This is a genomic window from Pseudomonas mohnii, assembly GCF_900105115.1.
In the GTDB taxonomy this organism is placed as follows: Bacteria; Pseudomonadota; Gammaproteobacteria; order Pseudomonadales; family Pseudomonadaceae; genus Aquipseudomonas; species Aquipseudomonas mohnii.
This window is the reverse complement of record NZ_FNRV01000001.1, coordinates 2,113,947-2,131,764: the sequence shown is the minus strand read 5'-3', so window position 1 is coordinate 2,131,764 and position 17,818 is coordinate 2,113,947. Positions and strand designations below refer to the sequence as shown.

14 protein-coding genes are annotated in these 17,818 nt (G+C 60.8%); 9 read left to right on the top strand and 5 right to left on the bottom strand.

Going from position 1 to position 17,818, the window contains the following annotated elements; translation table 11 throughout:
- Positions 1 to 114 precede the first annotated feature (114 nt).
- The 5 genes from BLV61_RS09990 to gap form a co-directional block, all read right to left on the bottom strand.
- Complete coding sequence (locus BLV61_RS09990; RefSeq protein ID WP_090464604.1) at positions 115 to 2,703, bottom strand: TonB-dependent receptor; 2,589 nt, start codon at positions 2,701 to 2,703, stop codon at positions 115 to 117.
- Between the two features lie 121 nt (positions 2,704 to 2,824).
- Positions 2,825 to 3,790, bottom strand: coding sequence for a FecR family protein (locus BLV61_RS09985; protein ID WP_090469844.1), 966 nt, complete (start codon positions 3,788 to 3,790; stop codon positions 2,825 to 2,827).
- Between the two features lie 38 nt (positions 3,791 to 3,828).
- Positions 3,829 to 4,347, bottom strand: coding sequence for an RNA polymerase sigma factor (locus BLV61_RS09980; RefSeq protein ID WP_047532469.1), 519 nt, complete (start codon positions 4,345 to 4,347; stop codon positions 3,829 to 3,831).
- A gap of 77 nt (positions 4,348 to 4,424) precedes the next feature.
- The gene (locus BLV61_RS09975) at positions 4,425 to 4,889 is read right to left on the bottom strand and encodes a methylglyoxal synthase (RefSeq protein WP_047532468.1); all 465 of its coding nucleotides are present in this window, start codon (positions 4,887 to 4,889) and stop codon (positions 4,425 to 4,427) included.
- Between the two features lie 497 nt (positions 4,890 to 5,386).
- The gene (gene gap / locus BLV61_RS09965; protein WP_090464598.1) at positions 5,387 to 6,388 is read right to left on the bottom strand and encodes a type I glyceraldehyde-3-phosphate dehydrogenase; all 1,002 of its coding nucleotides are present in this window, start codon (positions 6,386 to 6,388) and stop codon (positions 5,387 to 5,389) included.
- 220 nt (positions 6,389 to 6,608) lie between these two features.
- On the opposite strand from gap, the gene edd reads away from it, so the two are divergent.
- The 9 genes from edd (at position 6,609) to BLV61_RS09920 (ending at position 17,725) form a co-directional block, all read left to right on the top strand.
- The gene (gene edd, locus BLV61_RS09960) at positions 6,609 to 8,435 is read left to right on the top strand and encodes a phosphogluconate dehydratase (protein WP_090464594.1); all 1,827 of its coding nucleotides are present in this window, start codon (positions 6,609 to 6,611) and stop codon (positions 8,433 to 8,435) included.
- Positions 8,432 to 9,382, top strand: coding sequence for a glucokinase (locus BLV61_RS09955; protein ID WP_090464591.1), 951 nt, complete (start codon positions 8,432 to 8,434; stop codon positions 9,380 to 9,382). The genes edd and BLV61_RS09955 overlap by 4 nt, the downstream gene beginning before the upstream one ends.
- Before the next feature lie 186 nt (positions 9,383 to 9,568).
- Entirely contained in the window at positions 9,569 to 10,300 is a 732-nt protein-coding gene (locus BLV61_RS09950) for a response regulator (protein ID WP_047532461.1), read from the top strand.
- Complete coding sequence (locus tag BLV61_RS09945) at positions 10,290 to 11,759, top strand: ATP-binding protein (RefSeq protein ID WP_047532460.1); 1,470 nt, start codon at positions 10,290 to 10,292, stop codon at positions 11,757 to 11,759. Before BLV61_RS09950 ends, BLV61_RS09945 begins: the two co-directional genes overlap by 11 nt.
- A gap of 233 nt (positions 11,760 to 11,992) precedes the next feature.
- Complete coding sequence (locus BLV61_RS09940; RefSeq protein ID WP_090464588.1) at positions 11,993 to 13,252, top strand: D-mannose isomerase; 1,260 nt, start codon at positions 11,993 to 11,995, stop codon at positions 13,250 to 13,252.
- 117 nt (positions 13,253 to 13,369) lie between these two features.
- Positions 13,370 to 14,671: an ABC transporter substrate-binding protein gene (locus BLV61_RS09935; protein ID WP_090464585.1), complete on the top strand. Its 1,302-nt coding sequence runs from the start codon at positions 13,370 to 13,372 to the stop codon at positions 14,669 to 14,671.
- Between the two features lie 144 nt (positions 14,672 to 14,815).
- Complete coding sequence (locus tag BLV61_RS09930; protein ID WP_090464582.1) at positions 14,816 to 15,724, top strand: carbohydrate ABC transporter permease; 909 nt, start codon at positions 14,816 to 14,818, stop codon at positions 15,722 to 15,724.
- Entirely contained in the window at positions 15,717 to 16,562 is an 846-nt protein-coding gene (locus BLV61_RS09925; protein ID WP_047532453.1) for a carbohydrate ABC transporter permease, read from the top strand. The genes BLV61_RS09930 and BLV61_RS09925 overlap by 8 nt, the downstream gene beginning before the upstream one ends.
- Before the next feature lie 2 nt (positions 16,563 to 16,564).
- Complete coding sequence (locus BLV61_RS09920) at positions 16,565 to 17,725, top strand: ABC transporter ATP-binding protein (RefSeq protein ID WP_047532452.1); 1,161 nt, start codon at positions 16,565 to 16,567, stop codon at positions 17,723 to 17,725.
- Positions 17,726 to 17,818: the final 93 nt, after the last annotated feature.

Genomic DNA, 17,818 nt, shown 5'->3' with positions numbered 1-17,818 from the left:
AGACATCCTTGAGAATAAGAAGAGCCTGGTAACGAGACGTATGAGCAGGCCCACGACAGTAAAAAATCCTCACGAAGCCGCTTTAAATGAAGCAGCGTCGTGAGAAGGGCGGGATCAGATATCCCAGATCAGATTGACCGCGAAGTTGCGACCCGGTTGAGTGAGGCGATCAAGGTTGGCCGGTTGCGTCACCGAGGCTTCGCCGACGCTGTCGTAACCGCGCACGTCATTCCACAACCAGTACTTCTTGTCGGTCAGGTTGTAGATGCCGGCGTTGACGGTCACATCGTCGGTGACTTTGTAGAAGCCACTCAGGTCCAGCACGCCGAAGCCCGGGGTCTTGAACTGACTGCTGACGCCGTCCGGTGACTTGAAGTTGCTGTCGTCGACCCGATTTTTCTTTTTCACCAGCGTCCAGCTCAACAACCCGCCGTAGTTGTCCTGGTCGTAGCCGAGCCCGAATACACCGGTCAGCGGATTGACACTGTTGAGCGGCTCGCCGGTGTCGTCGTTACGACCGTAGGCATAAGCCACGGAACCCTGGGTGTAGAGACCTTGCGGCGCACCGAAGGCATCGAGGTTCAGGCGACCTTTGACTTCCGCGCCTTTGATGGTGGCGTGCTTGATGTTGGCGCTCTGGAAGGTCGGCTCGTCATAACCCGGCGTGATGGCATCTTCGTTGATGAAATCGCGGTACTTGTTATAGAACACCGCCACGTCGAAGGAGCCTTGCTCAAAATTGCCGCGCAGGCCGGTCTCATAGCTTTTGCTCTTTTCCGGTTCCAGGTCCGGATTTGGCTCTACGCGGTAGCCGGCAACGGTGTTATCGAAGCGCCCGTAGAGCGCCTTCGCGGTCGGGGTGCGGAATCCCTCGGCGTATTGGCCGTACCAGGTGTACTCGTCGGTCAGGGCATAGGTCAGGCCGAACTTGGGCGACACCTTGTGCCAGGTCTTGTTCTCGTCGCTGACGGTGCCGCGACCGTCGGCCGCCACGGTGTTGAGGAATTCCCGAGTAATGTGCGGCTTGAGTTCGGTGTAGTCGTAGCGCAGGCCAGGCAGGAAGGTCCACTGGTTCCAGCTGATCTGGTCCTGGGCGAACAGGCTGTAGGTGTTGATGGTCGGGTCCGGGAAGTCGCTGGACTTTTTCAGCACGTCCGCGGCACTGGTGGCGCCGACAACCCGACAGCTGCCGAAGACGGCGAGGCAGGTGCCATTGCCGCTGCGTGATCCGGTGACTTTCTGTTGCTTGAGGGTGGTGCCGTAGGTCAGCAGGTGTTCGGTGTCGGCAATGCTGAATGTTTTATCCAGTTGTGCATCGAAGACCCACTGCTTTTCTTCGTAGACCGTGTCTCGGGTCCGCAGCACTTTGCGTGACATCGGGTAGTAGAACTCCTCGGTGCTCTGATCAGTCTTGGCGATCTGGTGATTCAGGCTCCACTTGACGTTGTCCACCAGCAGGCTGTCGAGGGCGAAGCTGTGTTCCAGGCCGAAGCGTTCGCGGGTGATGGTGTCGTTACCGGTGCGCCACTGGTACATGCCGCCCGGCAAGATGTTGGCCGCAATGGTCGGTTTCCCATCGAGGAACGGGCCGCCATAAGCGCTTTTCTGGTCGGTGTCGCGGTCGTCCTTGTACTTTTCGTAGACCAGGCCCAGGCGCGCGTCCTCTTTATAGTTCCAGCCGACTTTCGCCAGCACATTGCTGGCACGTACGTCTTCCGGATTGGCGGCGGTACGTGCCAGGCCCGTGCCGTTGTTGCTGCCGTAGGATTCGGTTTCGTGGCCATCGCGCTGGCTGTAATGCAACAGGCCATCGAACTGATCGGCACGGCCCGCCACGGTGGCGGATTTGAGCCAGCTGTCGTCGGCGGAGCTGTAACCGGTCTTCAGTCGCGCACCGACGTCCTGGCCAGGCTTGATGATGTCGTCGGGGTCCAGGGTGAAGTAGCTGACCGCGCCACCGATGGCGTTGCTGCCGTAGAGCACCGAAGCCGGACCGCGGAGGATTTCGACACGCTTGACGATTTCCGGGTCGACGTAGTTGCGCTGGGTCTTGGCGTAAGGGCCGTTGAAGAAGCCGTCCGGTACTTCGACGCCATCGACCTGGGTCAGGACCCGGTCACCGTCGATGCCACGGATGTTATAGCCGCTGATTCCGCCGCGGGTGCCGGTACCGCCCACGGCAACGCCCGGTTCGTAACGCACCAGTTCCTTGATGGTATTGACGTTGTTGCGATCGAGCTCTTCACGCGTGTGAACGGTGACGGTGCTGGGCACGCTGTTCACGTCCTGCGCCTGGCGGGTGGCGCTGATGGTCACCTGTTGCAGGTTGAGGGTGCCGCTGTTGCCGCGCTTTTCCAGCACGATGTTGTTATTGCCCAGTTTGCGATAGCTCAGGTCGGTCCCCACCAACAGGCGATCGAGGGCTTTCTCTGGCGGCAGTGAGCCGCGTACACCCGGCGACGCCACACCTTCGGCCAGCGCTGAGGGCAAGCCAACCTGCCAGCCTGTCACAGCGGTAAACGCATTGAGCGCCGGCACCAGCGACTGTGGCGCAATGGCGAACGAATAGTCGCCCATGTTGCGGCTCGGCTGTTCGGCCGTGGCGGCCATGAGCGGTGCACTGCCGGCCATCAGAATGGCGGCGGTCAGCAACGACAGCACGCGGGAAGGTGAAGAGGACTGGCGGGTAAGGCGAGAGGACATCGATAGCGCTCCGTGTCGCACGAATCTTTATAGGTGCTGATCGGCATCGAAGATGCGAATCAATTGCATTGGCTATAACGAGACGTACGAGGCTTGGCTATCGAGTAAAAATAATTCTCATTTAGTTCAGGATCACCAGCGCCGGGAACTCCTGGAGTTTGGCGGAGGTGATGTGGGCGAGGGCGCGGACGGCGTCCAGCGGCTGATCGAGGCGGTAATTCCCCGTCACCGCGACATTGGCCAACCGCTCGTTGTTGTTGATGATCCAGCCTGGATAGTAGCGACGCAGTTCCGCCAGGACCTGGCTCAACGGACAGTTTTCGAACACCAGTCGGCCCTGGACCCACGCCAGTTCGGTGGCGGCATCCAGTTTGGCCGGGCGGTCGAACCCGTTGGGGCCGATGCGAATGCTCTCTCCGGCGCTCAAGCGAACGCGTTCGTCGTCGCGAGTCGCCCGCAGATCGACGTCTCCGCGCTGCACTCGAACCTGTGTCACGCCATCCAGATAACGCACGGCAAATGCCGTATCCCGGACGCTCGCCGTGACCAGGCCAGCGTCGATTTCCAGCGGTTGTCCCGGTTGAGGCGACACCTCGAAATAGGCTTCGCCCTGATACAACCGTGCCACGCGTTGTTGGTCGTTGATGGTGCTGGAAAAGGCCGAGTTGGTGTTGAGCAGGACTTTCGAGCCGTCCTCCAGTTGCAGGCGCTGACGTTCACCGACCACGGTCAGGTGATCGGCCTGCAGGCGCATCGGCAAATTGCTGAAACTGAACAGGCCGAGAATCAGCACGGCGGCGGTGGCCAGGGGTTTGCAGTGGGGGCGCAGGCGCGAGAGTACGGTGATCTTCACCGGGCGCGCGGCCAGGCTTTGTGCGCACTGCGTGATTTGCGGGCCGTTCCAGATGGCCTGGGCCCTGGCGAACGCATCGGCGTGCGCCGGATCGGCCGCGAGCCATTGCTGGAACTGGCGGGTCTGTTCTTCGTTCGGGCTGTCCAGCACGATCAGCCAGTCGAGGGCCTGGTCCATCGCATCTGCAGTGTCCCGCGCCGGGGAGGGCGAAGGGAAGCGGTGGGTGTCCGTCACGGTATGTTCTCGGCAGGGGAGGAAATGCAGTTTCAAGCTTAAAGCTTCGAGCTGCGTCCTGCGACGCCCATACAGATTGTCATGATCAGTTTCAGCTCCTTTTGCACCGTGCTCAGCGATACACCGAGCTTTTCGGCGATCTCCAGATAGCTGTGACCGTGCAGGCGACTGAGGATGAAAATCTGCTGCTGGCGAGGGCTGAGTTGACTGAGGCGCACGTTCAAGCGCTCAAGCAATCGTTCGGCATGGACGGCATCCTCGGCATTGCCGGCCGGGGCGGCGACGCTTTGCACCACCTCCAGCGGGACGTCATCGACCATGGTTCGCGAGTGGATTCGCCGCGCACGCAGATGGTCCAGCGCCAGGTTGCGGGCAGTCTGGAATACGAAGGGTTCGAGGTGATCGATGGCCCGCTCGCTGAGCGCACGGGTCACGCGCAGGTAGGTTTCCTGCAGCAGGTCTTCGGCTGTGCTGTGGTTGTTGACCATCCGCTCCAGCGTGCGCAGCAGAGTGATTCGCTGGGTGATGAAGACGTCGTTGAAGCGCGATTGACTCACGGGAGAACCTGATCCATTTCAAGCGGATGATAATGCTTATCATCCGCTTTGGTGGTCAAGCACTGATTTGTTCCGGTTTATGCGCGATTCTGCAGATAGGTCGCGTAATCCGGAATCCGGTGCTCATGCGCCTGATCCATCAGCGGGCTGCTGAGCAGATAGTCGGCGCTGCATTCGTTGCACGCCACTGGAATGTTCCAGACCGCCGCGACGCGCAACAATGCCTTGATGTCCGGGTCGTGCGGCTGTGGCTCGAACGGGTCCCAGAAGAACACCAGCATGTCGACCCGTTGTTCGGCGATTCGTGCGCCGAGCTGCTGGTCACCGCCCAGTGGACCGCTGATCATGCTCTCCACCGGCAGGTCGAGGCGTTGTTGCAGCAACAAACCCGTGGTACCGGTGGCGACCAGTTCGTGTCGGGCGAGTTTATCTTTCTGCCGCTCGGCCCAATCCAGCAAGAACACCTTGCAATGGTCATGGGCGACCAAGGCGATACGCTTGCGCGCCGCCAGGGTCTTTTGCGTAAAGCTGATGCCAATCATCGGTTGTTGCTCCAGAAATGACATACACCTGACAGGAGCGAGCCTGCTCGCGATGAGCTTGAGAACACCGCGGGGCGTCAGGGGCCCCGCGTTATCGTTCACGACCATCGCGAGCAGGCTCGCTCCTACAGACAGGGGGTGCACCTGGTAGGAGCGAGCCTTGCTCGCGATGAGCTTGAGAACACCGCGGGGCATCAGGTTCCCCGCGTTATCGTTCACGACCATCGCGAGCAGGCTCGCTCCTACAGCTGGGGGTGCACCTGGTAGGAGCGAGCCTTGCTCGCGATGAGCTTGAGAACACCGCGGGGCACCAGGTACCCCGCGTTATCGTTCACGACCATCGCGAGCAGGCTCGCTCCTACAGACAGGGGGTGCACCTGGTAGGAGCGAGCCTTGCTCGCGATGAGCTTGAGAACACCGCGGGGCATCAGGTACCCCGCGTTATCGTTCACGACCATCGCGAGCAGGCTCGCTCCTACAGGCTGGGGGCGTGCTGCTTATTCAGCGTTGCACAGCGCCAGGCAGTTATCGAGCATGCGGTTGGAGAAACCCCATTCGTTGTCGTACCAGGCCAGCACCTTGAGCAGCTTGCCGCTGACTTTGGTGTGGTTGGCGTCGAAGATCGACGACAGCGGGTTGTGGTTGAAGTCGCTCGAGACCAGCGGCAGGGTGTTGTAGCCGAGGATTTTCGAGTGCTGACTGGCTTCCTTGAGCAGCGCGTTGACTTCATCGGCCGACGCTTCGCGCTTGAGCTGCACGGTCAGGTCGACCAGGGAAACGTTGATCACCGGTACGCGCACGGCCATGCCGGTCAGTTTGCCCGCCAGTTCCGGCAGCACCAGGCCCACCGCTTCAGCGGCGCCGGTCTTGCTCGGGATCATGTTATGGGTGGCCGAACGGGCGCGGTAGGGGTCGGTGTGGTAGACGTCGGTCAGGTTCTGGTCGTTGGTGTAGGCGTGAATCGTGGTCATCAGACCGCTTTCGATCCCCAGTTCGCGGTGCAGCACCTGGGCCACCGGGGCCAGGCAGTTGGTGGTGCACGAAGCGTTGGAAATAATCTGGTGCGACTGGCGCAGAATGTCGTGGTTGACCCCGTACACCACCGTGGCATCGGCCCCTTTGGCCGGTGCCGAGATAATCACTTTGCGCGCGCCGGCCGTAATATGCGCCGCAGCCTTGGCTCGGTCGGTGAACAGGCCGGTGCATTCAAACACCACATCAATCCTTTCCGCGGCCCATGGCAGGTCGGCCGGGTTGCGGATGGCGCTGACCGAAATGCGGTCGCCGTTGACGGTCAGGCTTTCCTGATCGTGTTGGACATCGGCATCGAACGTGCCGTGAACAGTGTCGTACTTGAGTAAGTGTGCGTTGATCGCGCTGTCGCCCAAGTCGTTGATCGCGACGATTTGCAAATCCTGACGATAGCCTTGGGTATAGAGTGCGCGCAGGACATTACGGCCGATACGGCCAAAACCATTGATCGCGATTCGAAGAGTCATTTGTCAGCGCCGCCGTCGTTTTGTTGTTGGAATTACAAGATTATTCGCAAAAAAATAGAAAACAAGCCTTTTTAGTGGCAATATTTTGTTCAATCTACAACGAGTGACCTGAATCAACTGGTCCGATTGATCAAGAAAACCGTCTGTCATCCCGTCAACAACGGCTCTTGTTCAGCATAGACAATCAGGTCGCCACATCCGTTAGCCTGGAGTTCTACACATGCATCCCCGCGTCCTTGAGGTCACCGAACGGCTTATCGCCCGCAGCCGCGCCACGCGTGAGGCTTACCTTGCACTGATTCGCGGTGCGGCCAGTGACGGTCCGATGCGCGGCAAGCTGCAATGCGCCAACTTCGCCCACGGCGTGGCCGGCTGCGGCAGCGACGACAAGAACAGTCTGCGGATGATGAACTCCGCCAACATTGCGATTGTTTCGTCATATAACGACATGCTCTCGGCGCATCAGCCGTACGAAGTCTTTCCGGAACTGATCAAAAAAGCCCTGCGCGAAATCGGCTCCGTCGGTCAGTTCGCCGGCGGCACTCCGGCCATGTGCGATGGCGTGACCCAGGGCGAACCCGGCATGGAACTGAGCCTGCCGAGTCGCGAAGTGATCGCGATGTCTGCCGCCGTGGCGTTATCCCACAACATGTTCGACGGCGCGCTGATGCTCGGCATCTGCGACAAGATCGTGCCGGGGCTGATGATGGGCGCGTTGCGTTTCGGGCATCTGCCGATGATTTTCGTCCCGGGCGGGCCGATGGTGTCGGGCATTTCCAACAAGCAGAAAGCCGATGTGCGCCAGCGCTACGCCGAAGGCAAGGCCAGCCGCGAAGAGTTGCTGGAATCGGAAATGAATTCCTACCACAGCCCCGGCACCTGCACCTTCTACGGCACCGCCAACACCAACCAGTTGCTGATGGAAGTCATGGGCCTGCACTTGCCGGGCGCTTCCTTCGTAAATCCGAACACGCCGTTGCGCGATGCCCTGACCCGCGAAGCGGCGCATCAGGTAACGCGCATTACCAAACAGAACGGCAACTACCTGCCGATCGGCGAAATCGTCGACGAGCGCTCACTGGTCAATTCCATCGTCGCCCTGCACGCCACTGGCGGCTCGACCAACCACACCTTGCACATGCCGGCCATCGCCATGGCGGCAGGCATTCAGTTGACCTGGCAGGACATGGCCGACCTCTCCGAGGTGGTGCCGACCCTGAGCCACGTCTACCCGAACGGTAAAGCCGACATCAACCACTTCCAGGCGGCGGGCGGCATGTCGTTCCTGATCCGTGAACTGCTGGAAGCCGGGTTGCTCCACGAAAACGTCAACACCGTACTGGGCCACGGCCTGAGCCGCTACACCCAGGAGCCGTTCCTCGACAACGGCGAACTGGTCTGGCGCGAAGGCATTACCGAAAGCCTCGACGAAAGCATCCTGCGGCCGGTGGCTCGTGCGTTCTCGCCAGAAGGCGGCCTGCGGGTGATGGAAGGCAACCTCGGTCGTGGCGTGATGAAAGTCTCGGCGGTCGCGCTGGAAAACCAGATCGTCGAAGCACCGGCCATGGTGTTCCAGGATCAGCAAGACCTGGCCGATGCGTTCAAGGCCGGTTTGCTGGAGAAGGATTTCGTCGCCGTGATGCGTTTCCAGGGCCCGCGCTCCAACGGCATGCCGGAACTGCACAAGATGACGCCGTTCCTTGGCGTGCTGCAGGATCGCGGTTTCAAAGTCGCACTGGTGACCGACGGGCGCATGTCCGGTGCGTCGGGGAAAATTCCGGCGGCCATTCACGTCAGCCCCGAAGCGTACGTGGGCGGCCCTTTGGCGCGCGTGCAAGAGGGCGATATCATCCGCGTCGATGGCGTCAAAGGCACCCTGGAGCTTAAAGTCGACGCCGAAGAATTCGCAGCGCGCACCCCGGCCAAGGGCCTGTTGGGCAACAACATCGGCACCGGTCGCGAACTGTTTGGTTTCATGCGCATGGCCTTCAGCTCGGCGGAGCAGGGCGCCAGCGCCTTTACTTCTGCCCTGGAGACGCTTAATTGAAACTGGCTTTGGTCGGTGACATCGGTGGGACCAACGCACGTTTCGCGTTGTGGAAAAACCAGCAACTGGAATCAGTCCAGGTGCTGGCGACGGCAGACCACGCCAGCCCCGAAGAGGCGATCAGCCTCTACCTGAGCGGGCTCGGTCTGGCGCCGGGGGCGATCGGTTCGGTGTGCCTGTCGGTGGCGGGCCCCGTGAGTGGCGACGAATTCAAGTTCACCAACAATCACTGGCGCCTGAGCCGCAAGGGGTTCTGTCAGACCTTGCAGGTGGATCAGCTGTTGCTGGTCAACGACTTCTCGGCCATGGCCCTGGGCATGACCCGTTTGCAGCCAGGCGAATTCCGTGTGGTCTGTGAAGGGACGCCGGAGCCCTTGCGGCCGGCCGTGGTGATTGGTCCTGGCACCGGTCTGGGCGTCGGTACGTTGCTGGATCTCGGTGAAGGCCGTTTCGCGGCATTGCCGGGAGAGGGCGGTCACGTCGATTTGCCCCTGAGCAGTCCGCGGGAAACCCAACTGTGGCAACACCTCTATAACGAGATTGGCCATGTCAGCGCCGAAACGGCGTTGAGCGGCGGTGGTTTGCCACGGGTGTATCGGGCGATTTGCGCGGTGGACGGTCATGAACCGGTACTCGACACCCCGGAGGCGATTACCGCTGCCGGGTTGGCGGGCGATCCGATTGCCCTGGAAGTGCTTGAGCAGTTCTGCTGCTGGCTCGGTCGCGTGGCCGGCAACAACGTACTGACCACGGGCGCGCGCGGTGGCGTGTACATCGTTGGCGGGGTGATCCCGCGCTTCGCCGATTTCTTCCTCGAAAGCGGTTTCGCCCGGTGCTTTGCCGACAAGGGCTGCATGAGCGATTACTTCAAGGGGATTCCGGTGTGGCTGGTGACGGCACCGTATTCCGGGTTGGTGGGGGCGGGAGTGGCGCTCGACCAGGCTTGAAATGCGATCAACTGTAGGAGCGAGCCTGCTCGCGATGGACGTCAACGATAACGCGTGCTTTCTGAATGCATGCGGTGCCTTCAAGTCCATCGCGAGCAGGCTCGCTCCTACAGTCGTTTTGAGGTGTTTGTAGATTCGGTGCTTAAGGCATAATCCGCCCCATTCAAACAACAAGGACGCCGCCCCGTGAGCTCAGTCAACAAGTCGATTTTGTTGGTCGATGACGATCAAGAGATACGCGAGTTGCTGGACACCTACCTGACCCGCGCCGGTTTCCAGGTCCGTACCACGCCCGACGGCGCCGGTTTTCGCCAGGCCTTGAACGATGAACCCAGCGATCTGGTGATCCTCGACGTGATGCTGCCCGACGAGGACGGTTTCAGTCTGTGCCGCTGGATCCGCCAGCACCCGCGACGGGCCCAGGTGCCGATCATCATGCTCACCGCCAGTTCCGACGAAGCCGACCGTGTCATTGGCCTGGAACTGGGGGCGGACGACTACCTTGGCAAACCCTTCAGCCCCCGTGAACTACAAGCGCGGATCAAGGCCTTGTTGCGTCGCGCGCAGTTCGGTCAGGAGCGTTCCGGCAGTGAAGTGCTGGCCTTCGATGACTGGCGCCTGGACATGGTCAGCCATCGGTTGTTTCACATCGATGGCGAAGAAGTGATTCTCTCGGGCGCCGATTTCGCCCTGTTGAAACTGTTCCTCGATCACCCGCAGGAAATCCTCGACCGCGACACCATTGGCAATGCCACCCGTGGCCGTGAGTTGATGCCCCTTGATCGCATCGTCGACATGGCAGTCAGTCGTCTGCGCCAGCGTTTGCGCGACACCGAAAAACCGCCGCGCCTGATCCGCACCGTGCGTGGCAGCGGCTACCAACTGGCAGCCACTGTGGTTGCCAGCAATGGTCACTGATTTTTTTCGCTCGCTCGTGGCGAAAGTGCCGGTGCCGCGCTCGCTGCTCGGGCGCATGTTGTTGCTGACCTTGCTCGCGGTGCTGTTCGCGCAGACGCTGTCCAGCGTGATCTGGGTCTCGCAACTGCGCGCCACCCAGCTGGAAGGCCTGGTCACCAGCGCCCGCAGCCTTGCCCATTCCATGACCGCCAGTGTCAGTTATTTCCGCTCCTTGCCGGTGGCGTTCCGGCCGCTGGTGCTCGACCAGCTGCGCAGCATGGGCGGCACCCGGTTCGTGGTAACGCTCAACGACAGACCGTTGGGTATGGAGGTGTTGCCGGTTACCCCGCGCAAGGCGGCAGTGATCAAAGCCGTGGACGAAGTGCTGCGTCAGTCCTTGGGCCAGGACACGGACATTTCGGTGACTTTCGTCAGCCCTGAAGACCTGCGGATTTTCAATGCCGGCCTCAAACTCGATGAACTGCCACGCTCCTGGGCCCATTACGCGCTGACCCTGGAACCGGTGAATCCGCCCGTGCTGGTCACCCAGATCCAGATGGCGCCAGGCGAATGGCTGTATATCGCCTCGCTTCTGCCCGAGCCCTACACCAGCCTTGAAGAGCAGGGCCTGCCAGCGCAACAGATGTGGTTCATCGCCCTCACCAGCGGCTTTCTGTTGCTGTTCATCGGCCTGTTGGTGCATTGGCAGAGCCGGCCGCTCAAGCGTCTGGCGCGGGCGGCACGGGATCTGTCACTGGGCGCTGACGTCGAGCCTGTGGCCGAGGGCGGCGGCAGCGAAGTGGTGGAGGTCGGTCGCGCCTTCAACACCATGCGCGAGCGCATCAGCCGCTACCTGACTGAACGCAGTCAGTTGTTCAGCGCGATATCCCATGACCTGCGCACACCGATTACCCGCTTGCGCCTGCGGGTCGAATTGCTTGAAGACGAAAAACTGCAAGCCAAGTTCGGCCGCGATCTGGATGAGCTGGAATTGCTGGTCAAGGGCGCGCTGCAATGCGTGAAGGACACCGACATCCACGAAAATATCGAGCAGGTCGACCTCAATCATGTGCTCGATTGTCTGGTGGAGCCCTACCTGGCGCCGAACGGCAATGGCCGCGTGACTCAGCAGGGGCGGGCACTGGCGGCGTATCCGGGTAAACCGCTGGCGCTCAAGCGCTGCATCGGCAACCTGATCGACAACGCTCTGAAATACGGACAGAAGGCCCATCTGCACATCGATGATGACGACAGTGCGTTCGTGCTGCATGTCGACGACGAAGGGCCGGGGGTTCCGGAGCAGCGGCTGGAACAGGTGTTCGAACCGCACTTCCGTCTGGCCGGACAGCAGCAGGGTTATGGGTTGGGGCTGGGCATTGCGCGCAACATTGCCCACAGCCATGGCGGAGAGGTCAGCCTCCAGAATCTGCGTGAAGGCGGGTTGCGGGTGACGTTGCAGTTACCTCGTAGCGTTGATTAGTCAGACCGCGTCGCCTTCATCGCGGGCAAGCCACGCTTCCACAGGATTGCCTACATTCTGAAATGTGCGCAAAACCTGTTGGAGCGGGCTTGCCCGCGATGGCGTCAGCCCAATCAACGCATTCCTCAAATCAAATGTCACAACCTGGTGACATAACTCGCCCCCTTCGTTACAAGCCCGCCGCCGCCCGTTGTTTAGACTGCCCGCAGTCAAAACAACAAAAAAGGCACCCCATGGACACCTTCCAACCGGCGTTCAGCAGTTGGCTCAACGCACCTGCCCATCAGCAATGGCTCGCTGCCGAAGGCTCGCGCCTGTTGGCGTTTGCCAAGGCTTCGAAGCTTCCCGAAGGGTTCGGTAACCTCGATGAAAAAGGCCACCTTGCGGCCAACGCGCAAGCCGAAACCATGAACACCGCGCGCATGACCCACAGCTTCGCCATGGCCCATATTCAGGGCTTGCCGGGTTTTGCCGAGTTGGTGGATCACGGCATCAACGCCCTGCGCGGGCCGTTGCGTGATGCCGTTCATGGAGGGTGGTTCGCCGTCGCGGAACACCGTGACGGCAACACCGGCAAAAACGCGTACCTGCATGCCTTCGTCGCACTGGCAGCCAGCTCTGCGACAGTAGCTCAACGTCCCGGCGCACAAGCCTTGCTCGATGAGGCCATCGACATCATCGACACGTATTTCTGGAGCGAGGACGAGGGCGCGATGCGCGAATCCTTCAACCGTGACTGGCGTGAGGAGGAGGCGTATCGCGGCGCCAACAGCAACATGCACGCCACCGAAGCCTTCCTCGCCCTGGCCGATGTCACCGACGACAACCGCTGGCTGTGCCGTGCCCAGCGCATCGTCGAGCGGGTGATCCATGGTCATGCGGCTGCCAACGATTACCGGGTGGTCGAGCATTTCGACCGCGACTGGCAGCCGTTGCGCGACTACAACCACGACAATCCGGCCGATGGATTTCGTCCCTTTGGCACTACGCCGGGCCACGGTTTCGAATGGGCGCGGTTGCTGTTGCACCTTGAAGCGGCGCGAGTACGGGCCGGGATGCTCACGCCGGGATGGCTGGCCACCGATGCGGAAAAACTCTTCGAGCACAACTGCCGCCACGGCTGGGACGTCGATGGCGCGCCCGGCATCGTCTACACCCTCGACTGGGACAATCGTGCGGTGGTGCGCCATCGCCTGCATTGGACCCATTGCGAGGCCAGCGCCGCTGCCAGTGCGCTGCTCAAGCGTACGGGCGATGAGCAATACGAGCACTGGTACCGACTATTCTGGGAATTCTGTGACGATCATTTCATCGACCGTTGCGATGGCAGTTGGCACCACGAGCTTGACCCGTTGAACCGCCCGAGTGCCGATATCTGGGCCGGCAAACCTGACCTTTACCACGCTTGGCAAGCCGTGCTGATTCCACGCCTGCCTCTGGCCCCGAGCATGGCCAGTGCGCTGGCAAAGCTGTCCCAGAGCGGTTCTGTGTAACCATGCGGTGACATTCGCGCGTCCCTTCGTTACCTGCGAAGGGGCATCCCCTGTTTAAAATCCTATGCAGCGCAAGCACCAGACTTGCATGCATAACAACAAGAAAGGTACTCCTAGATGAATGCGATTTCTCGCCTCGCTACTGTCATTTCTCTCGCCTCAATACTCCCTGTTGCTGCATTCCCCATCAGTGCCCTTGCCGCCGATTCCAAAGGGACTGTGGAAGTTGTTCACTGGTGGACGTCGGGTGGTGAAAAAGCAGCGGTCGATGTCCTCAAGGCACAAGTCGAAAAAGACGGCTTCACCTGGAAGGACGGCGCAGTCGCCGGTGGTGGCGGTGCCACGGCCATGACCGTACTGAAAAGTCGCGCAGTGGCCGGTAACCCGCCAGGCGTCGCTCAGATCAAGGGGCCGGACATCCAGGAGTGGGCCTCGACCGGCCTGCTGGACACCGACGTCCTCAAAGACGTTGCCAAAGAAGAGAAGTGGGACAGCCTGCTCGACAAGAAAGTCTCCGATACCGTGAAGTTCGACGGTGATTACGTGGCCGTGCCGGTGAACATCCACCGCGTGAACTGGCTGTGGATCAACCCGGAAGTCTTCAAGAAAGCCGGCATCACCAAGAATCCAACCACCCTCGAAGAATTCTACGCCGCCGGCGACAAGCTCAAGGCTGCCGGTTTCATTCCGCTGGCCCATGGCGGCCAGCCTTGGCAGGACAGCACCGTGTTCGAAGCCGTCGTGCTTTCGGTCATGGGTGTCGATGGCTACAAGAAAGCCCTGGTTGATCTCGACAACGCCGCGCTGACCGGTCCGGAAATGGTCAAGGCGCTGACCGAGCTGAAGAAAGTCGCGACCTACATGGACGCCGACGGCAAAGGCCAGGACTGGAACCTGGAAGCCGCCAAGGTCATCAACGGCAAGGCCGGCATGCAAATCATGGGTGACTGGGCCAAGTCCGAGTGGACCGCCGCCAAAAAAGTCGCCGGCAAGGACTACGAGTGCGTAGCGTTCCCGGGCACCGACAAGGCGTTCACCTACAACATCGACTCCCTGGCGGTGTTCAAGCAGAAAGACAAGGGCACTGCTGCCGGTCAGCAGGACATCGCCAAAGTCGTGCTGGGTGAGAACTTCCAGAAAGTCTTCAGCATCAACAAGGGCTCGATCCCGGTGCGCAACGACATGCTGGCCGATATGGGCAAGTTCGGTTTCGACTCGTGCGCCCAGACCGCGGCCAAGGACTTCCTGGCGGACGCCAAGTCCGGCGGCCTGCAGCCGAGCATGGCGCACAACATGGCGACCACGCTGGCGGTACAGGGCGCGTTCTTCGACGTAGTGACCAACTACATCAACGACCCGAAAGCCGACCCGGCCGACACGGCCAAGAAACTGGGCGCAGCGATCAAGTCGGCCAAGTAATGCTTGGCCCCTGTAGGCGCGAGCCTGCTCGCGATGGCGGACTGTCAGCCACCTGATGTGAGAACTGACACAACGCAATCGCCAGCAGGCTGGCTCCCACAGGGAACGCACTTGTAATCCTAATTCTCTATTCTGGATTTCCCCATGAGTTCTGTTGCTGTGTTCAGCAAGGCCTCGCCGTTCGATGCATTGCAACGCTGGCTCCCTAAGCTGGTGCTGGCGCCGAGCATGTTCATCGTTCTGGTGGGCTTTTATGGCTATATCCTGTGGACGTTCGTCCTGTCGTTCACCACGTCGACCTTCCTGCCGAACTACAAGTGGGCGGGCCTGGCGCAATACGCACGGTTGTTCGACAACGACCGCTGGTGGGTGGCGAGCAAGAACCTGGCGCTGTTCGGCGGCATGTTCATCGGCATCACGCTGGTGATTGGCGTGCTGCTGGCGGTGTTTCTCGACCAGCGCATCCGTCGCGAAGGCTTCATTCGCACCATTTACCTGTACCCGATGGCGCTCTCGATGATCGTCACCGGTACCGCATGGAAATGGCTGCTCAACCCGGGCATGGGCCTGGACAAACTGTTGCGTGACTGGGGCTGGGAAGGCTTCCGCCTGGACTGGTTGATCGACCCGGATCGCGTGGTCTATTGCCTGGTGATCGCCGCTGTATGGCAGGCCTCGGGTTTCATCATGGCGATGTTCCTGGCCGGCCTGCGGGGCGTTGATCAATCGATCATCCGTGCCGCGCAGATCGACGGCGCGAGCCTGCCGCGCATCTACTGGAAAGTGGTGCTGCCAAGCCTGCGTCCGGTGTTCTTCAGTGCGGTGATGATTCTGGCGCACATCGCGATCAAGAGTTTCGACCTGGTGGCGGCGATGACGGCCGGTGGCCCGGGTTACTCCTCGGACCTGCCCGCGATGTTCATGTATTCCTTCACCTTCAGTCGCGGCCAGATGGGCATGGGCTCGGCCAGTGCGATTCTGATGCTCGGTGCGATTCTCGCGATCATCGTGCCTTACCTGTACTCCGAGCTGAGGACCAAGCGTCATGACTAGTCTCGCTGCCAAACCTGCCATCAGCCTGAGTCGCATCGCGATCTATGCGGTGCTGATCCTCGCCGTGATGCTCTACCTGATTCCGCTGGTGGTCATGCTGTTGACCAGCTTCAAGACCCCGGAAGACATCAGCACCGGCAACCTGCTGAGCTGGCCGACCGTGGTCAGCGGTATCGGTTGGGTCAAGGCCTGGGCCACGGTTGACGGTTACTTCTGGAACTCGATCAAGATCACCGTTCCAGCGGTGCTTATCTCTACGGCCATCGGTGCCTTGAACGGCTACGTGTTGTCGATGTGGCGTTTCCGCGGTTCGCAGTTGTTCTTCGGTCTGCTGCTGTTCGGCTGCTTCCTGCCGTTCCAGACCGTCCTGCTGCCGGCCTCGTTCACCCTCGGCAAGATGGGCCTGGCGAGCACCACCACGGGCCTGGTGTTCGTGCACGTGGTCTACGGCCTGGCGTTCACCACGCTGTTCTTCCGTAACTACTACATCAGCATTCCCGATGCGCTGGTCAAAGCCGCGCGTCTGGACGGTGCGGGTTTCTTCACCATCTTCCGCCGGATCATCCTGCCGATGTCCACGCCGATCATCATGGTCTGCCTGATCTGGCAGTTCACTCAGATCTGGAACGACTTCCTGTTCGGGGTGGTGTTCTCCAGCGGTGATTCGCAACCGATCACGGTGGCGCTGAACAACTTGGTCAACACCAGTACCGGGGCCAAGGAATACAACGTTGATATGGCGGCGGCGATGATCGCCGGTTTGCCGACCCTGCTGGTCTATGTGGTCGCAGGCAAGTATTTCGTGCGCGGGCTGACGGCCGGCGCAGTCAAGGGGTAATCATGGCTACGCTCGAACTTCGCAACGTAAACAAGACCTACGGTGCCGGCCTGCCGGACACCCTGAAGAACATCGAACTGTCGATCAAGGACGGTGAGTTCCTGATCCTCGTCGGCCCGTCGGGCTGCGGCAAGTCGACCCTGATGAACTGCATCGCCGGCCTTGAAACGATCACCGGCGGCGCGATCATGATCGGTGACCAGGACGTCAGCGGCATGAGCCCCAAGGATCGCGACATTGCCATGGTGTTCCAGTCCTATGCGCTGTACCCGACCATGAGCGTGCGCGAGAACATCGAGTTCGGACTGAAAATCCGCAAGATGAGCCAGTCGGCCATCGATGAGGAAGTGGCTCGCGTCGCCAAACTGTTGCAGATCGAACACCTGCTCAACCGCAAGCCAGGCCAGCTCTCCGGTGGTCAGCAACAGCGCGTGGCGATGGGCCGGGCCCTGGCACGCCGGCCGAAGATCTATCTGTTCGACGAACCGCTGTCCAACCTCGACGCCAAGCTGCGGGTCGAGATGCGCACCGAAATGAAATTGATGCACCAGCGCCTGAAAACCACCACCGTCTACGTCACCCACGACCAGATCGAAGCGATGACCCTGGGCGACAAAGTGGCGGTGATGAAGGACGGGATCATCCAGCAGTTCGGCACGCCGAAAGACATCTACAACAACCCGGCCAACCTGTTCGTGGCGAGCTTCATCGGTTCGCCGCCGATGAACTTCATTCCCTTGCGTCTGCAACGCAAGGACGGTCGTTTGCTGGCGTTGCTCGACAGCGGCCAGGCGCGCTGCGAATTGCCGCTGGGGATGCAGGACGCCGGTCTCGAAGACCGTGAAGTGATTCTCGGCATGCGCCCGGAGCAGATCGTTCTGGCGAATGGCGAAACCACTGGTTTGCCGACCATTCGCGCCGAAGTCCAGGTCACTGAACCGACCGGTCCCGACACCCTGGTCTTCGTCAACCTCAACGACACCAAGGTTTGCTGCCGCCTGGCACCTGACGTCGCCCCGGCCGTTGGCGAGAGCCTGACCCTGCAATTCGATCCGGCGAAAGTGCTGCTGTTCGATGCCAAGACCGGGGAACGTTTGGGGGTGGCCGGTCTGCCGAAAGCCGAAGCGCACGCTGCCAACGTTGCGCAATTCAAAGGCCGCTGAACAACAAAACTGCAGGTGCGAGCCTGCTCGCGATGGACGTCAACGATGACACTGGAAACCTGACACCCCACGGGGTTCTCAGGTTTCTCGCGA